A 16,815-nucleotide genomic window follows, 5' to 3' on the forward strand; every position below is an offset into this window, starting at 1 on the left:
CGTGCTCACAGCGTGCTCCAGTCGTGATCGGGATAGCGGTGCACGGGCGCCGACACGTCGTCGAGCGCCCGGCAGATCTCGTCAGGAAGCGTAAGCGCCTCCACTGACAATGCCGCCGTGAGCTGGCGCGCGTTGCGCGCGCCGACGATCGGCGCGGCCACGCCAGGGCGGTCCCGCACCCACGCCAGCGCCACCTGGAGCGGGGTCACCGCGAGTCCGTCCGCCGCCGTCTGCACCGCGTCCACGATCCGGCTCGCGGTGTCGTCTAGGTACGGCTCGACGAACGGCGCCAGATGCTCGGAGGCGCCGCGCGAGTCCGGGGGAGTGGCGTTGCGGTACTTCGCCGTCAGCACCCCGCGGCCCAGCGGGGAGGACGGCAGCAGGCCGATGCCCAGGTCCAGCGCGGCCGGCAGCACCTCGCGCTCCACGCCCCGCTGGAGCAGCGAGTACTCCAGCTGCGTGCTGGCCAGCCGGGTCCGGGTGCCGGGCGCCGCGAGCTGCCAGGTCGCCGCCTTCGCGAGCTGCCAGCCGCAGAAGTTGGAGACACCGGCGTAGCGGGCGCGGCCGCTGCCGACCGCCAGGTCGAGGGCCTGGAGGGTCTCCTCCAGCGGGGTGTCCGGGTCGTAGGCGTGCACGTGCCAGATGTCGACGTGGTCGGTGCCGAGGCGGGCCAGGGACGCGTCCAGCGCGGCCAGCAGATGCCCGCGGGAGCCGTTGAACCTCCGGTCGGGGTCGGGGACGCTGCCCGCCTTCGTGGAGATGACCAGGTCCCTGCGCGGCACCAGGCCTTCCATGAGCTGCCCGAGCAGGTACTCGGCCTCCCCGTCGCCGTACACGTCCGCGGTGTCGACGAGGCTGCCGCCGGCCTCCCAGAACGCCTTCAGCATGTCCGCGGCGTCGTGCTCGTCGACGTCTCGGCCCCAGGTGAGGGTGCCGAGCCCGATCCGGGACACGCGCAGGCCGGTACGGCCGAGATGCCTCTGCTCCATGTCCGCGAGATTACTGGCCAGAGCTGGTGCGTTGGGTTGCCTGTGGATAACCGATTTCCATGGAAGAAGTTCCCCCCGCCCCTTTCGGGGCGCCTCGCGCTAAGGTCTCTCGCGACAGCGACGTTACTGATCGGTAAGGGGAACGGCCATGCAGCTCGGGATCAACCTCGGCTACTGGGGTGCCGGGATGGACGGGGACAATCTGGCCGTGGCGCAGGAGGCCGAGCGGCTCGGGTACGCCGTGTGCTGGGCCGCCGAGGCCTACGGCTCCGACGCCGCCACCGTGCTCAGCTGGGTCGCCGCGAAGACCGAGCGCATCGACGTCGGCTCCGCCATCTTCCAGATCCCGGCCCGGCAGCCCGCGATGACCGCGATGACCGCCGCGACCCTCGACTCCCTCTCCGGCGGCCGTTTCCGGCTCGGTCTCGGCGTCTCGGGCCCGCAGGTCTCCGAGGGCTGGTACGGCGTCAAGTTCGACAAGCCCCTGTCCCGCACCCGCGAGTACGTGGAGATCGTGCGCAGGGCGATGAGCCGGGAGCGGCTGTCGTTCGAGGGGGAGCACTGGACGCTGCCGCTGCCCGGCGGTCCCGGCAAGCCGATCAAGCTGACCGTGCACCCGGAGCGCGAGCACATCCCGGTCTACATCGCCGCCATCGGCCCGAAGAACCTGGAGCAGACCGGCGAGATCGCCGACGGCGCCCTGCTGATCTTCCCCTCGGCCGAGCACCTGGAGGACACGGCCGTCACGTACCTGCGCGCCGGGCGCGAGAAGGCCGGTCTGACCCTCGACGGGTTCGACATCTGCCCGACCGTGCCGCTCGCCGTGGGCGACGACAAGGACGTGGCCGCGCTCGCGGACACCTTCCGGCCGTACACCGCGCTCTACGTCGGCGGCATGGGCAGCCGCAAGCAGAACTTCTACAACCAGCTCGCCCGGCGCATGGGGTACGAGAAGGAGGCCGCCGAGATCCAGGACAAGTACCTCTCCGGGGACAAGAACGGGGCGTCCGCGGCCGTACCGCAGGAGCTCATCGACAAGACCACGCTGCTGGGGTCCGTGGACCGGATCGCCGACCGGATGCAGGCCTACGCGGCCGCCGGGGTCACCACCCTGTCCCTCGCGCCCGCCGGCTTCACCCTGGACGAGCGGCTCGCCTCGCTGCGGGCCGGTGCCGAGGCCGTGGAGCGCGCCGGCCTCGCCTAGGAGTCCCGGCCGGGGCCGTCCGGCGGTCCCGGGAACCGGAGAGGTCCGCGGCCGTGGTGGGGGCTCGGGGGGTCTTCCCCGCCACGGCCGTCACGGAGAACAACGCGCCCGCGCCCGCGGGGTTACGCCCCCGGCGTGACCCCGCCGGTCCTCCTTTCGGCCGAGTCGGCCCGCACAGGTGTTGCACCGGCCGGGCCGCGGCACTTGACTCGGTCTTCGCGGGTCTGGTGAGTCCTCCGGAGAGGTGCCCACGATGCTTTCGGCCAGAAGTCTGTTCCAGGAGATCCTCGACGACGACGAGTCCTTCCGGCTCTTCTGCTCCATCGCGGCCTGCGGGGAGTCCCAGGGCGGCTGGGAGAACGCGCGGATCGCCGCGCTGGTACCGGCGAGCGAACGCCGCCTCGCCCCCAGGATCACCCGCCACGGCGCCGACGAGGACAAGCACGGCCGCATCTTCCAGGCCCTGCTGAGGAAGCGCGGGCTCACCCCCGTCCCGGTGCCGCCGGACACCGACTACACGATGCTCCTGGAGCGGCGCGGCATCGGACTCGCCCACGCCAGGCTCAGGACCGACCGGCCGCTGGGCGTGCGCGACATCGTCACCTACCTCGCGCACAGCAGGGTCACCGAGCAGCGCGCCTCCGAGCAGATGGAGCTGCTGCGCAGGCACTTCGCCGACCACCCGGACGTGGGCCGCGCGGTACGGATGATCTCCCACGACGAGGACAACCACCTCGCCTACTGCCACGAGGAGCTGCTGCGCCTCGCGGACGCCGGACACGGCCAGGTCATCCGGCGGACCCTGCGCGAGTGCGCCCTCGCGGAGATCCGGGTCTACCGGGACGTCAGCCTCGCCGTCATGGCCCACATGGGCCGCATCCTCGGCTGGCCGAGGCCCAAGTCGGCGCTCCTCGCGGCCGGCATCCACGCCGTCCACGGCTGGGAACGCGCCGTCGGCTGGCGCCGCCTGGTCCGGCTGCGGATGCCGGAGCGCCGCGACGCCCTCGGCGGCCCCGCGGCCTCTACCGCCGAGTTCGCCTGATCACATCCACCCGCGGCGCTTGAACTGCCGGTACAGCACCGTCTCCAGGAAGGCCATCACCAGGATCACCGCCGGGTACGACCAGTACCAGTGCAGCTCGGGCATGTGATCGAAGTTCATGCCGTAGATCCCGGCGATCATCGTGGGCACCGCGGCCATGGCCGCCCACGCGGAGATCTTCCGCATGTCGTCGTTCTGCCGCACGCTCATCTGTGCGAGATGGGCGCTGAGGACGTCCGAGACCAGCCGGTCCAGGGACTCCACGGCCTCGTTGACGCGCAGCAGATGGTCGTTGACGTCCCGGAAGAACGGCCGGGACCTCTCGTGCACGAAGGGCACCGCCGCGGTGCCGGCCGGACCGGCGCCCGACAGCTTGGTCATCGGCACCACCAGCGGCACGGTCGCCCGGCGGAACTCCAGGATCTGCCGCTTGAAGCCGTAGATCCGCGACGCGGTGTGCCGGGAGCCGCCGCCGGACGGCGAGAACACCTCCGCCTCCAGCTCCTCCAGGTCGGTGTGCAGCTCGGTCGCGATCTCCTCGTAGTGGTCGACGATCGCGTCGGCGACGGAGTACAGCACCCCCGTCGGCCCGTGCCTGAGCAGTTCGTGCTGCTCCTCCAGATGGCGCCGGACGTCCCCGAGCGGCGAGGGCGTCCCGTGGCGCACGGTGACCACGAACGAGTCCCCGACGAAGATCATCAGCTCGCCGGAGGTCACGGTGTCGCTCTTCTGTTCGTACGTCACCGGTTTCAGGACGACGAACAAGGAGTCGTCGTACACCTCCAGCTTCGGCCGCTGATGGGCGTTGAGGGCGTCCTCGACGGCCAGCGGGTGCAGTCCGAACTCGTCCGTGACCAGGTCGAACTCCCGTTCCGTCGGCTCGTACAGACCGATCCACAGAAAACTGTCGCCACGCGCGCGTGCCTCCGCGAGGGCGTCGGAGAAGTCCTGCGGGGTCTCCGTGCGCTCCCCGTCGCGGTAGATGGCGCAGTCCACGATCACGGAGAGTATTCTCCCGTCGCCCGTCCGTCTGCGCACTTCGGCTTGCGCCTACGCTGGGCCGCATGCCCACGCTGATCCTCGTAAGGCACGGACGGTCCACCGCCAACACCTCCGGGCTGCTCGCCGGCTGGACGCCGGGCGTCGCCCTCGACGAGCGCGGGGCCGCCCAGGCCGCCGCACTGCCCGGCCGGCTCGCCGGGCTGCCGATCTCCGAAGTCGTCGCCAGCCCCCTGCAACGCTGCCAGGAGACGATCCGGCCGCTGCTGGAGTCCCGGCCCGGACTCACCGCCCACACCGACGAGCGGATCGGGGAGGCCCACTACGGCGACTGGTCCGGCCGCAAGCTCGCCGAACTCATGGACGAGCCGCTGATGCAGGTCGTCCAGGCCCATCCGTCGGCCGCCGCCTTCCCCGGCGGCGAGTCCATGCGGGCCATGCAGACCCGCGCCGCCGAGGCGGTCCGCGAGTGGAACGCGCGCGTGGAGCGCGACCACGGCGCCGACGCGGTCTACCTCATGTGCTCGCACGGTGACATCATCAAGTCGCTCGTGGCGGACGCGCTCGGTCTGCATCTCGACCTCTTCCAGCGGATCTCCGTCGAACCGTGTTCCGTGACGGCGATCCGCTACACCCGCCTGAGGCCGTTCCTCGTCCGTCTCGGGGACACCGGGGACTTCGCCTCCCTCGCGCCCCGCGAGGAACCCCCCGGGGAAGACGCCCCGGTCGGTGGCGGCGCCGGCGCGCCGTGATCGACAAGCGCAGTAGGGTGAAGCGATCCACGTGAGCGGCCCTCCCGGTCGCCCCGTCGCCCTCCCGAGCCCACGCACCCTCGATTCCCATGGAGACAGGACGTGTCCCGTCAGGTGTTCCTCTACGATCCGCCGGACCGCTTCGTCGCGGGCACGGTGGGACTGCCCGGACGCCGTACGTTCTTCCTCCAGGCCACGGCCGGCCCCCGGACGACCAGCGTGGCCCTGGAGAAGACCCAGGTGGCCGCGCTCGCCGAACGCATGGACGAACTCCTCGACGAGGTCGTACGGCGCAGCGGCGGCAACGCGGCCGTGCCCGCCGTGGCGCCCAACGAGATCGCCGACAGCGCCCCGCTGGACACCCCCATCGAGGAGGAGTTCCGCGTCGGCACCATGGCGCTCGCCTGGGACGGCGACGAAGAGCGCATGATCGTCGAGGCCCAGGCCCTCGTCGAGCTGGACGCCGAATCCGAGGAGGACCTCGCCGAGGCCGAGGAACGGCTGCTCCAGGACGAGGAGAACGGACCCCCGATGCTGCGGGTCCGGCTGACCGGCGCGCAGGCCAGGGCCTTCGCCAAGCGCGCCCTCGACGTCGTCAACGCCGGGCGGCCGCCGTGCCCGCTGTGCAGCCTCCCGCTCGACCCGGAAGGACACGTATGTCCGCGCCAGAACGGATACCGCCGCGGAGCGTGACCGCCGCCGAACTGCTCGCCCACGGTGAGCTGAAGGTCCGCGGCCGGATCCGCGACGCCTCCAACGCGGCGCTGTTCTGCACGGTCGCGCACGACGGCGAGGAGGCGTCCTGCGTCTACAAGCCGGTCGCCGGTGAGCGCCCGCTGTGGGACTTCCCCGACGGCACCCTCGCCCAGCGCGAGGTGGCCGCCTACGAGGTCGCCGCGGCCACCGGCTGGGACCTCGTCCCGCCCACCGTGCTGCGCGACGGGCCCTACGGCGAGGGCATGGTCCAGCTCTGGATCGAGGTGGCCCCCGACGGCGCCGATCTGCTCGCCCTGGTGGACGCGGAGGAGCCGGAGCCCGGCTGGAAGGCCGTCGGGCTCGCCGACGTCGGCGAGGGGAGGACCGCGCTGCTGGTGCACGCCGACGACGAACGGCTGCGCCGGCTCGCCGTCCTCGACGCCGTGATCAACAACGCCGACCGCAAGGGCGGCCATCTGCTGCCCACCGCCGACGGCCGGCTGTACGGCATCGACCACGGCGTCACCTTCAACGTCGACAACAAGCTGCGCACGCTGCTGTGGGGCTGGGCGGGCGAGCCGCTCACCGCCGACGCCGTGGAGGTCCTCCAGGGCCTGCGCGAGGCCCTCGGCGGGGCCCTGGGGACCCGGCTCGCCGAACTGGTCACCGCCGCCGAACTGGACGCCACGCGCGCGCGTGTCGACGCGCTGCTCACCGCCGGCAAGCACCCGGAACCGAGCGGCGAGTGGCCGGCCATCCCCTGGCCGCCGGTCTAGGGCGCTTCTGACGGGTCCCCGCGGCGTCGCGACGCCCGGCACGAACGCCGCTCCTTCTTCCACACAGACCCGTCAGAAACGCCCTGGCGCCCCTCCAGCACCCCGCGGCACATCCCGGTCGCAAGATCAAGAGTGCCTTTCCGGCCGTCTGGCCCGATCCGGTTCGTATACCGAACTCTGGTCCGGTTACGCTCATGTACATGCATGCCTGGCCCGCTTCCGAGGTCCCCGCCCTGCCTGGTCAGGGCCGCGACCTGAGGATCCACGACACCGCGACCGGCGGACTGGTCACTCTCGACCCCGGTCCCGTCGCCCGTATCTACGTCTGCGGCATCACGCCGTACGACGCGACCCACATGGGTCACGCGGCGACCTACAACGCGTTCGACCTGGTTCAGCGCGTGTGGCTCGACACCAAGCGGCAGGTGCACTACGTCCAGAACGTGACGGACGTCGACGACCCGCTGCTCGAACGCGCGGAGCGGGACGGCGTCGACTGGGTCGCCCTCGCCGAGCAGGAGACGACCCTCTTCCGCGAGGACATGACCGCCCTCAGGATGCTGCCGCCGCGGCACTACATAGGCGCGGTCGAGGCGATACCCGGCATCGTGCCCCTGGTCGAGCGGCTGCGCGACCTCGGCGCGGCCTACGATCTCGACGGCGACATCTACTTCTCCGTCGAGGCCGACCCGCACTTCGGCGAGGTCTCCGGCCTCGACGCGGCCGCCATGCGGCTGCTCTCCGCCGAGCGCGGCGGCGACCCGGACCGCCCGGGCAAGAAGAACCCGCTCGACCCGATGCTGTGGATGGCGGCCCGCGAGGGCGAGCCCAGCTGGGACGGCGGCTCGCTCGGCCACGGCCGTCCGGGCTGGCACATCGAGTGCGTGGCCATCGCCCTCGACCACCTCGGCATGACCTTCGACGTCCAGGGCGGCGGCTCCGACCTCGCCTTCCCGCACCACGAGATGGGCGCCTCGCACGCCCAGGTGCTCACCGGCGAGTTCCCGATGGCCAAGGCGTACGTCCACGCCGGCATGGTCGCGCTCGACGGCGAGAAGATGTCCAAGTCCAAGGGCAACCTGGTCTTCGTCTCCGGGCTCCGCCGGGACGGCGTCGACCCGGCCGCCATCCGGCTCTCCCTCCTCTCCCGCCACTACCGCAGCGACTGGGAGTGGACCGACCAGGTCCTCGCCGACGCCGAGGCCCGTCTGGACCGCTGGCGCGCGGCCGTCTCGCGCCCCGACGGCCCGCCGGCCGAGTCCCTGGTGGAGGAGATCCGCGAGGCCCTGAGCAACGACCTGGACGCGCCGGCCGCCCTGGCGGCGGTCGACCGCTGGGCGGCCCTCCAGCAGACGGAGGGCGGCACGGACACGGGCGCGCCCGGTGTCGTGTCGCGCGCGGTGGACGCCCTGCTGGGCGTGGCCCTCTAGACGAGAACGGCGGCACCCGCGCCCCTGTCTTCCGGGGGCGCGGGGAACCGCGCGGCCGGCCACGACCCACCCGCGCCGAACGCACGACGCGTACCCGGCAGGGCCGACGAGAAGGGGCGGTACGCATCTCGCGTACCGCCCCTTTCTCAGTCCTCGGAGGTGCCCTCGCCGTCCGGCCCGGTGTCCCCCGGGTCCGCGCCGTCCCCGGCGTTCCCGGCATTCCCCGTGCTCCCGGGCGCGTCCGGCTTCGGGGGCCGCGGCGGCCTGGCCCTGCCGGCCGGACCGCCCGGGGTGTCCCGCAGGTACGCGCCGTCGGTGCCGTCCGCCGTGGCATGGCCGCCGGGCGGGTTCACGTCCCGGCGCCGCAGATACCGCTCGAACTCACGGGCGATCGCCTCGCCCGAGGCCTCCGGCAGCTCGGCGGTGTCCCGGGCCTCCTCCAGTGTCTGCACGTACTCCGCGACCTCGCTGTCCTCCGCGGCCAGCTGGTCCACGCCGACCTGCCAGGCGCGCGCGTCCTCGGGCAGCTCGCCCAGCGGGATCCTGAGGTCGAGCAGGTCCTCCAGCCGGTTGAGCAGGGCCAGCGTGGCCTTCGGGTTGGGCGGCTGGGAGACGTAGTGCGGCACCGCCGCCCACAGCGAGACCGCCGGGACGCCCGCGTGCGTGCACGCCTCCTGGAGGACGCCCACGATGCCCGTCGGGCCCTCGTACTTGGTCTCCTCCAGGTCCATCCGCTGCGCCAGGTCCGCGTCCGACGTCACCCCGCTGACCGGCACCGGTCGCGTGTGCGGGGTGTCACCGAGCAGGGCGCCCAGGATGACGACCAGCTCCACGCCCAGCTCGTGGGCGAAGCCGAGCAGCTCGTTGCAGAACGAGCGCCAGCGCATGGACGGTTCGATGCCTCTGACCAGCACCAGGTCACGCGGCTTGTCGCCGCCGACGCGGACCACCGACAGCCGTGTCGTCGGCCAGGTGATCTTGCGCACGCCGGCGTCCAACCACACCGTGGGGCGGTTCACCTGGAAGTCGTAGTAGTCCTCGGCGTCCAGCGCCGCGAACACCTCGCCCTTCCACTCCCGCTCCAGATGCGCGACCGCGGTGGAGGCGGCGTCGCCGGCATCGTTCCAGCCTTCGAACGCGGCCACCATGACTGGGTCGATCAGCTCTGGAACCCCCTCCAGCTCGATCACCCAGTGCCTCCTTCCGACGTGCCCTCGCGTACGCCCCAACCTTACGGCGTCCAGCAAGGGCGCCCGCAGCCCCCTTGCACGGGGGAGTGAACGGATCACTGCCCCGTTCGCAACGCTCGAACACCCCCGGCCGGGGAAGTCGGCAAGCGCTTCACAGGGTGCTGCGCAGCCACTGCTCCACGCTCGCGATGTGCACGGTCGCCCAGGAGCGGGCCGCCTCGGCGTCCCGGTCGCGCAGCGCGGCCAGGATCGCCCGGTGCTCGCGCAGGGTGCGGGCGACCGCGTCCTCCTGGGTCAGCCCGCGCCAGATCCGCGCCCTGGTGGTCGGTCCGGACAGGCCGTCGAGGAGCGAGCAGAGCACCGAGTTCCCGGAGCTCTGCACGATGCCGCGGTGGAACTCCAGGTCGCAGGCGACCAGTTCCTCCACCGAGGGCGCGGCGCCCAGCGCGTCCAGCTGCCCGTCCAGCGTGTCCAGCTGCCGCTCGGTGATCCGGGAGGCGGCCATCGCGGTCGCGGCCGGCTCCAGGATCCGGCGCACCGCGAGGAACTCCAGGACCGTGTCGTCACGGTGGAAGTCGACGACGAAGCTCATCGCCTCCAGGAGCAGCTGCGGGTCGAGGCTCGTGACGTACGTGCCGTCGCCCTGCCGTACGTCCAGGATCCGGATCAGCGACAGGGCCCGCACCGCCTCCCTGAGGGAGTTGCGGGACAGGCCCAGTTCGGCGGCGAGTTCGCTCTCCTTGGGCAGGCGGTCGCCGGGGCGCAGCGCACCGGAGACGATCATGCCCTTGATCTTCTCGATCGCCTCGTCGGTGACTGCCATGCCGGCCTCCCTGCCGCCCGGACATCCGATGTCTCAGGCCCCATTATGCGAACGCGGTCAAGCCGTCTCCGGCCGGGGCCGCGCACCGGTGGGCGACAGGGTCAGAACGCGGCCTCCACGTCGGCGATCACGGCCCGCTCGTCCAGCGTCAGCAGCTCGCGCCCGCGCATCAGCACCCGGCCGTCGACCACGGTGTCCCGCACGTCCGCCGAGTGCGCCGAGTACGCCAGGGCCGACCACGGGTCGTGCAGCGGCCGCAGATGCGGCGCGTCGAGACCGACCACGATCAGGTCCGCCCGCTTGCCGGCCTCCAGCGACCCCAGCTGGTCCCCGAGCCCGAGCGCCCGCGCGCCCTCGATGGTCGCCATCCGCACGGCCTGCTCGGCACCGACCGCCGTCGGGTCGCCGGCCGCCTTGTGCACCAGCGCCGCCTGCCGCACCGCACCCAGTACGTCCAGGGAGTTGGAGCTGACCGCCCCGTCCGTGCCGAGCCCCACCGTCACACCGGCGCCGAGCAGCCGGGGCACCGGCGCGATCCCGCAGCCCAGCTTCAGGTTCGACACCGGGCAGTGCGCCACCGACGTGCCGGTGCGGGCGAGGGCCGCGATCTCCGGGCCGGTCAGGTCGACCGCGTGCGCGAGCAGCACGTCCGGACCGAGCAGCCCGAGCGAGTCCAGCAGCTCCACCGGCCGCCTGCCGTGCTTGACCTCGACCGTCGCCACCTCGGTGGCGTTCTCGGCCGCGTGGATGTGCACCAGCGCCCCGAACTCCCGGGCGAGCGCGAAGACTTCGGTGAGCTGCGCGGGGGAGAGGGTGTAGGCGGAGTGCGCGAAGACCACCGGCCGTCGGCCGTGCCGGGCCGCGCCGCGCGCCTCGAGGTCGCGCCGCGCCCAGGCGAGCCGCTCCTCGTGGGAGTGGCCGTCCGGCGGTTCCGGTACGTCCATGAACGTCGGCCCGGTGTGCAGCCGCCAGCCCGCCTCCCGGGCCGCCGCCTCGGCCGCCTCGTGGAACCAGTACATGTCCAGCGCCGAGGTGACCCCCGCCCGTACGCTCTCCGCGATCGCCAGCCGCACGCCCGCCGCCACGTTCTTCGGCGCCAGCAGCTCGGCCTCCCACGCCAGCACCCGTTCCAGGAAGCCCTGGAGGGTGACGTCGTCGGCCCGGCCGCGCAGCAGCGTCATGGCGAGGTGGGTGTGCGTGTTGACGAACCCGGGCAGCACCAGGCAGCCCTCGGCGTCGATCGTCTCGCGGGCCGGGTAGCGCCCGGCGAGGTCCGCGGCGGCCCCCACGGCCACGATCTCGCCCTCGTGCACCGCGACGGCCCCGTCCCGTACGACGGTCGAGGCCTCGTCCACGGTGAGGACGTCGCCGCCCCGCACCAACAGGTCGACGGTCACGCCTCGTCGCCCTCCGCCAGCAGCCGCAGCGCCTCCAGGGACACCACCGCGCCGCGCTCCACACCCGCCGCGACGACGTCCCGGTGCGGGTTGTAGCCGCCGGTCGACGCCTCGTCGACCAGCTCGTCGGCGTTGGCCCCGTCGATCACCAGCACCCCGCCCGCGACCAGGCCGCGCAGCGAGGCCGTCACCAGCAGCGCGGACAACTCCATCTCGATGGCGGCCAGTCCGGCGCCCTCGTACGAGAACAGCGGCAGCAGCCCCGGCTGGAAGGCCGCCCGCGTCCACACCACGCCCCGGTGGTGCGGGGCGCCCGCCTCGCGCGCGGCCCGCTGGAGCGCGAGCACCGCCTCCGGGGCGGAGTACGCCGGGTACTCGGGCGGCAGCAGCTGCTGGGTCACCCCGTCGTCGCGCACCGTCGCCTCGGCGATGACCAGGTCGCCGTCGCCGATCCCCGGCTTCATGGCCCCGGCCGTGCCGAACCGCACGAAGGTCCGCACCCCCGCGTCGGCCAGCTCCTGGAAGAGCAGCACCGCGCCCGGCGCTCCCACCCCGTGCGAGGCCACCACCACGGGCAGCCCCTTCCAGCTTCCCGCGAACGCGCGGTACTCGCGGTGGTACGACACCTCTTCGGCACCGTCGAGCAGTTCGGCCACCGCCGCCGCCCGCGCCGGGTCCCCGACCACGAGCGCGTGCGCCGGCAGCCCCGTGCGCGGTATGCGGGTGATGGGCAGCAGGTCCTGCGTCATGCGGCGACTCCGGAGGAGGGGGTACGGCGACGGCGGCGGGCCGTCGAGAGGAAGAGGGCGCCGAGCGTCACCACGTACGGCGCGGCGTCGGTCGCCTGCTGCGGCAGACCGAGGCCCTGGAGGCGGAAGCCGGCCGCCTCGGCGAGCCCGAACAGCAGCGCGGCGAGCAGCACGCCGACGGGCGCGGCGCGGCCGAGCATGACGGCGACGACGGCGATCCAGCCGCGTCCCGCGGTCATGTTCTCGGAGAACAGCGTGACGTTACCGAGCGCGAGCTGGGCCCCGGCCAGTCCGCACAGCACACCGGAGGCCAGCACGGCGCCGTACTTGTAGCGGACCGGGCTCACGCCCAGCGAGGCCGCCGCGCTCGGGGCCTCGCCGACCCCGCGCAGCCGCAGCCCCCACACATGGCGGGACAGCAGCAGCGCGGCCACGGCGACCGCCGCGAACGCCAGGTAGGCCAGGGGCGTGAAGCCGCCGATGAGCGGCAGCCCGGCGAGGGAGGGGTCGTCGAAGGTGCCCTGCACACCGAAGACGGTGCGCAGCAGGAAGCTGGTCAGCCCCACCGCCAGCAGGTTCATGGCGATGCCGAGCACCACCGCGTCGCCCCTGAGGGTCACCGCGCCCACGGCCAGGATCAGCGAGTAGGCGGCCGCGGCGAGGGCGGCGGCCAGTACGCCCAGCCAGGCGCTGCCGGTGAACCAGCTGGTCGCCACCGAGGTGAAGCAGCCGAGCAGCATCATGCCCTCGAGGCCGACGTTGAACACGCCCGCCCGCTCGCACAGGGCACCGCCCAGCGCGGCCAGCAGGATCGGGGTCAGCGCCCGCAGCGCCGACATCAGAAGGTCGGAGTCGAGGAACATCACACGGCCTCCCGCTTCCTCAACAGGCGCCGGGGGAACCGGAGCCGGGCGGCCAGGAACACGATCACGATCGCCTGGAGCACCTGGGTCAGCTCACGCGGCACCTCGGTGGTCCGCTCCATCGCCAGCCCGCCCACCTGGAGGACGGCGAAGAACAGGGAGGCGATCACGGTGCCGAGCGGGGAGGCGGCGGCGAGCAGCGCGGCCGTCAGCCCCGTCCAGGTGTAGCCGGGCGCGGTCAGCGAGCCGTCCACGAAGCGGTAGGGGAAGCTCAGCACCCCGACGGCGCCGACGAGTCCGGCCAGCGCCCCGGAGAGCGACATCAGCTTCAGCGTCAGACCGCGGCGCTCGACGCCCGCGTAGGCGGCGAAGCGGGCGTTGAGACCGGTCATCCGGATCTCGTAGCCGAAGGCCGTGCGCCGGTCGGTGAACCAGTACGCGGCGGCCGCGGCCAGCACCAGCAGCAGCCCCACGGTCACCGTCGAGTCGCCGAACGCGGGCAGCGCGACGCCGTCCTTGAGGGTGCGCGTCTGGGGCAGGCTTGAGCCCGGTTCCTTCAGCGGATAGCGGGCCAGGTAGGAGGCCAGCGACACCGCCGGATAGCTCAGCAGCAGACTGCTGACCAGCAGCGGAACCCCGAGATGGTTCTCGCACAGGGCGGCCAGCGCGGCGTATCCGGCGCCGGCCGCCATGCCCGCGAGCAGCGCCAGCACGACGGCGACCGGGGCCGGGACGGGGGCGTACAGACCGGTCACGGCGGCGGTGATGCCGCCGAGGACCATCTGTCCGTCGCCGCCGAGGTTGATCAGCCCGGCCCGCAGCGGGATCGCCAGCGCCAGGGCCAGGCCGAGCACGCTGGTGCCGGTGGACAGCGTCGAGCCGATGCCGTCGGCGCCGAGCGCGCCGGTGATCACGGCGCCGTACGCGGTCAGCGGGTCGGCGCCGGTGCCGAGCAGGAAGACGGCGCCGATGACGACGCCGGCCGCCACGGAGAAGGTGACGGGGGAGCGCAGCGCTCCGGATATCCGGTTGTTCATGTCAGTCCACGGCCTCCGCCGGCTCCCGGGCACCCGCCATGGCGAGCCCGAGCGTCCGCTCGTCGGCCTCCTGTTTCGGGTACGAGGCCGTGATCCGGCCCTCGTACATGACCAGCACCCGGTCCGCGAGCCCCCGGATCTCGCTCAGCTCGGCCGAGACGAGCAGCACCGCGTGACCGGCGTCGCGGTAGGCGATCAGCTGGTCGTGGATGTTCTGGACGGCCCCGATGTCGACCCCGCGGGTCGGCTGCTCGACGAGCAGCAGCGGGGCTTCGTGGGCGAGTTCGCGGCCCATCAGCAGCTTCTGGAGGTTGCCGCCGGAGAGCGTGCCCGCCGGTGCCTCCGGGCCGGCCGCCTTGACGCCGAACCGCTCGACGAGCCCGCGCGCGTGGGCGCGGACGGCGGACGGCGACAGCAGGCCCCGGGAGGACAGGGCCGTACGGTGGTGGCCCATCGCGAGGTTGTCCGCGACCGAGGCGGCCGGGGCCGTACCGACCGCGTGCCGGTCCTCGGGGACGTAGGCGAGACCCCGCGCCCGGCGTTCGGTGGCCGAGCTGTGGGTGATGTCACGTTCCTGGAGCAGGACCGTGCCGCCGGTGACGGGCCGCAGCCCGGCCAGCGCCTCGACCAGCTCGCTCTGCCCGTTGCCCGCGACGCCCGCGATGCCGACGATCTCCCCGGCACGGACGCTGAGCCCGACGTCCCGCACGCCGTCCGTGGCCAGCCCCCGCACATCGAGGACGACGGCGCCGGGCGTGCCCGGGGGATGGATCCGGTCCAGCTCCACCTCCCGGCCGGTCATGGCGGCGGCGATCTCGTCGGCGGTGGTGCCGGCGGTGTCCAGGCGGGCGACCACCCGGCCGTCCCGCAGCACGGTCACCCGGTCGCTGACCGCCAGCACCTCGCGCAGTTTGTGCGTGACAAGGATCACCGAACGGCCCTCGGCGGCGAGCGACTTCAGCACCGCGAACAGCGCGTCCGCCTCGGCCGGGGTGAGCACGGCCGTCGGCTCGTCCAGGATCAGCGTCCGGGCGCCCCGGTGCAGCAGCTTGAGGATCTCCACCCGCTGCCGCAGCCCGACCGGCAGCTCGCCGACCCGGGCGTCCGGATCGACCAGGAGCCCGTGCGCGTCCGAGAGCTCACGGACCCGGCGGCGGGCGGCGGCCCGGTCCACCAGGCCGAAGCGGCGCGGCTCGGCGGCGAAGACGACGTTCTCGGCGACCGTCAGCGAGTCGAACAGCTTGAAGCTCTGGTGGACCATGCCCAGCCCGGCCGCCATGGCGGCGGCCGGCCCGGTGAAGTGCACGTCCCGACCGTCGACACGGATCGTCCCGGCATCCGGATGCGCCATGCCGTACAGCACGGACATCAGCGTGGACTTGCCCGCGCCGTTCTCGCCCATCAGGGCGTGGATCTCGCCCTGATGGACGGTCAGGTCGACCGCGTCGTTGGCGAGCGTGCCGGGGAACCGTTTGGTGATCCCCTGCAGCTCGACGGCGACCGCGGGGTCAGCTTGCGGCGGGGTCATCGACCGTCAGCTTCCCGGCGACTATCTGGTCGCGCAGGTCCTTGACCTTGGCGAGGACGTCCTTGTGGTCGGCGATCACGCACTTGGAGGAGTCGACACCGGACTCGAGCCCGGTGAGGCTGATGCCGCCCTCCTTCAGGCCGTAGGACACGGTGGCGCCCGTCTTGCCGCCGAGCACCGACTCGATGCCCTTCTCGACGGCGACGTCCGTGCGCTTGATCACGTTGTCGACGACCGTGCCGGGGGAGGAGGTGCACTGGTTGACGTCGACGCCGTACGCGAAGGCGCCCTTGGCCTTGGCGGCCTCGAAGACGCCGTAGTTGCCGGCCGCGGCCGCCGCCATGATCTGGTCGGTGCCCTTGGCGAGCAGCGAGTTGGCCTGCTCCTTGGCGCGCGCCGAGTCGTCGAACGGGGACTGGCCGCCGACGAAGCGGGTGCCGGCGGAGGTCTTCGCGGCGACCTTCTTGGCGCCGGCCGCGAACGGGTCGCTGTAGCGGCGGAACTGGGGCGTGTCGAGGACGTCGACCGCGCCGACCTTCCCGGACTTGCTGAGCAGACCCGCCTCGGCGCCGGCGAGGTAGACGCCCTCGTGCTCACGGAAGACCGCGCAGCTCACGTTCTTGAAGGTCTTGGTGGTGCACGCGTCGACCATCAGGAACTGCTGCTTGGGGTGCGCCTTGGCCTGCTGGGCGACCAGGTCGGCGAACTCGAAGCCGACCAGCACGATGACGTCCGGCGCCGCGTTCACCGCCGCCTGCACGTTCTGCTGCTGGGAGGCGGTGTCCGTGGACTGGTACACCTTCTGCGAGCCGTTGTGCGCCTTCGCCGCGGACTTGATGCCGGTGACCGCGAGCTTCAGGAACTCGTTCTGGCCGACGGCGTCCGGGGTGACCAGGGTGAACGACTTCCCGGACGAGCCGGCCGCGTCCGACGAGTCGCTCTTCGCGGCGGCGTTGCACGCGGTGGCGACGGTGGCCAGGAGCGCGGTGGCGGCGGCGATCTGCAGGGTGCGGTGATGTCTGCGGCGCATGGAGACCCTCCGGGGACGTTCCGGGTACGGCTGCGCGCTCCGGCTTTGGAACGCGCGGGGTGGGATGGGAAAAGACGCTGAGGGGGCGGTCAGCGTCGACAGCCGTCGCCGGCACAGCGGCCGAAGTCGAGGAAGCGGCGTTTGGTGAGCGGCACGGTTCCTCCTGCTCCGTCTCGGCCTGCGGAATGCTGCTGTCGGCCCGCGCGGCGGCGGGCGGGTCGTCCTGCGATGTGCAGGTGCTGGACTTTAACACCCGATTCGAGCAGGCCGTCATAGTGTCTCGAACTGTGGTTCTGCGAGGTCATGTACG

General features: G+C 72.7%; 16 protein-coding genes. 6 read left to right on the forward strand and 10 right to left on the reverse strand.

Annotated elements, in window-relative coordinates:
- Window positions 1–5: 5 nt before the first annotated feature.
- Window positions 6–989, reverse strand: a complete 984-nt coding sequence (locus ACZ619_RS11290) for an aldo/keto reductase (protein WP_469597068.1) — start codon at window positions 987–989, stop codon at window positions 6–8.
- 148 nt (window positions 990–1,137) lie between these two features.
- Here ACZ619_RS11290 and ACZ619_RS11295 point away from each other — a divergent pair, with 148 nt between their 5' ends.
- Together ACZ619_RS11295 and ACZ619_RS11300 are read left to right on the forward strand one after the other, a co-directional pair.
- Window positions 1,138–2,193 (forward strand): LLM class F420-dependent oxidoreductase, encoded by a 1,056-nt coding sequence (locus tag ACZ619_RS11295; RefSeq protein ID WP_469597071.1) that lies wholly within the window; start codon window positions 1,138–1,140, stop codon window positions 2,191–2,193.
- A gap of 253 nt (window positions 2,194–2,446) precedes the next feature.
- Window positions 2,447–3,235, forward strand: a complete 789-nt coding sequence (locus ACZ619_RS11300; protein ID WP_469597073.1) for a ferritin-like domain-containing protein — start codon at window positions 2,447–2,449, stop codon at window positions 3,233–3,235.
- On the opposite strand, the gene corA is transcribed toward ACZ619_RS11300, so the two are convergent.
- Window positions 3,236–4,237, reverse strand: a complete 1,002-nt coding sequence (gene corA / locus ACZ619_RS11305) for a magnesium/cobalt transporter CorA (RefSeq protein ID WP_469597075.1) — start codon at window positions 4,235–4,237, stop codon at window positions 3,236–3,238.
- Window positions 4,238–4,299: 62 nt separating this feature from the next.
- Here corA and ACZ619_RS11310 point away from each other — a divergent pair, with 62 nt between their 5' ends.
- From ACZ619_RS11310 to mshC, 4 genes are all read left to right on the forward strand, one after another.
- Entirely contained in the window at window positions 4,300–4,986 is a 687-nt protein-coding gene (locus ACZ619_RS11310) for a histidine phosphatase family protein (RefSeq protein WP_469597078.1), read from the forward strand.
- A gap of 102 nt (window positions 4,987–5,088) precedes the next feature.
- Window positions 5,089–5,679, forward strand: coding sequence for a DUF3090 domain-containing protein (locus ACZ619_RS11315; RefSeq protein ID WP_469597081.1), 591 nt, complete (start codon window positions 5,089–5,091; stop codon window positions 5,677–5,679).
- Entirely contained in the window at window positions 5,643–6,458 is an 816-nt protein-coding gene (locus tag ACZ619_RS11320) for an SCO1664 family protein (RefSeq protein WP_469597083.1), read from the forward strand. Before ACZ619_RS11315 ends, ACZ619_RS11320 begins: the two co-directional genes overlap by 37 nt.
- A 200-nt stretch (window positions 6,459–6,658) precedes the next feature.
- Window positions 6,659–7,888 carry a cysteine--1-D-myo-inosityl 2-amino-2-deoxy-alpha-D-glucopyranoside ligase gene (mshC, locus tag ACZ619_RS11325; protein WP_469597085.1) on the forward strand — a complete coding sequence of 410 codons (1,230 nt, stop codon included), beginning with the start codon at window positions 6,659–6,661 and terminating at the stop codon, window positions 7,886–7,888.
- Window positions 7,889–8,034: 146 nt separating this feature from the next.
- Here mshC and ACZ619_RS11330 read toward each other — a convergent pair whose 3' ends face one another.
- From ACZ619_RS11330 to ACZ619_RS11365, 8 genes are all read right to left on the reverse strand, one after another.
- Window positions 8,035–9,078 (reverse strand): PAC2 family protein, encoded by a 1,044-nt coding sequence (locus tag ACZ619_RS11330; RefSeq protein ID WP_469597088.1) that lies wholly within the window; start codon window positions 9,076–9,078, stop codon window positions 8,035–8,037.
- 151 nt (window positions 9,079–9,229) lie between these two features.
- On the reverse strand, window positions 9,230–9,901 hold the full coding sequence (locus tag ACZ619_RS11335) for a FadR/GntR family transcriptional regulator (RefSeq protein WP_469597091.1): 672 nt from the start codon (window positions 9,899–9,901) through the stop codon (window positions 9,230–9,232).
- Window positions 9,902–10,002: 101 nt separating this feature from the next.
- Window positions 10,003–11,298 (reverse strand): amidohydrolase, encoded by a 1,296-nt coding sequence (locus tag ACZ619_RS11340; RefSeq protein WP_469597094.1) that lies wholly within the window; start codon window positions 11,296–11,298, stop codon window positions 10,003–10,005.
- Window positions 11,295–12,047 (reverse strand): nucleoside phosphorylase, encoded by a 753-nt coding sequence (locus tag ACZ619_RS11345; RefSeq protein WP_469597097.1) that lies wholly within the window; start codon window positions 12,045–12,047, stop codon window positions 11,295–11,297. Before ACZ619_RS11345 ends, ACZ619_RS11340 begins: the two co-directional genes overlap by 4 nt.
- A complete protein-coding gene (locus ACZ619_RS11350) occupies window positions 12,044–12,910 on the reverse strand; it encodes an ABC transporter permease (protein WP_469597100.1) in 867 nt (288 codons plus the stop codon). The genes ACZ619_RS11345 and ACZ619_RS11350 overlap by 4 nt, the downstream gene beginning before the upstream one ends.
- On the reverse strand, window positions 12,910–13,947 hold the full coding sequence (locus ACZ619_RS11355; protein WP_469597103.1) for an ABC transporter permease: 1,038 nt from the start codon (window positions 13,945–13,947) through the stop codon (window positions 12,910–12,912). The genes ACZ619_RS11350 and ACZ619_RS11355 overlap by 1 nt, the downstream gene beginning before the upstream one ends.
- Before the next feature lies 1 nt (window position 13,948).
- Window positions 13,949–15,475, reverse strand: coding sequence for an ABC transporter ATP-binding protein (locus tag ACZ619_RS11360; protein ID WP_469597106.1), 1,527 nt, complete (start codon window positions 15,473–15,475; stop codon window positions 13,949–13,951).
- On the reverse strand, window positions 15,456–16,505 hold the full coding sequence (locus ACZ619_RS11365; protein WP_469597108.1) for a BMP family ABC transporter substrate-binding protein: 1,050 nt from the start codon (window positions 16,503–16,505) through the stop codon (window positions 15,456–15,458). The genes ACZ619_RS11360 and ACZ619_RS11365 overlap by 20 nt, the downstream gene beginning before the upstream one ends.
- Between the last annotated feature and the right edge of the window lie 310 nt (window positions 16,506–16,815).

The sequence above is a fragment of the Streptomyces sp. NPDC104367 genome, assembly GCF_055583825.1.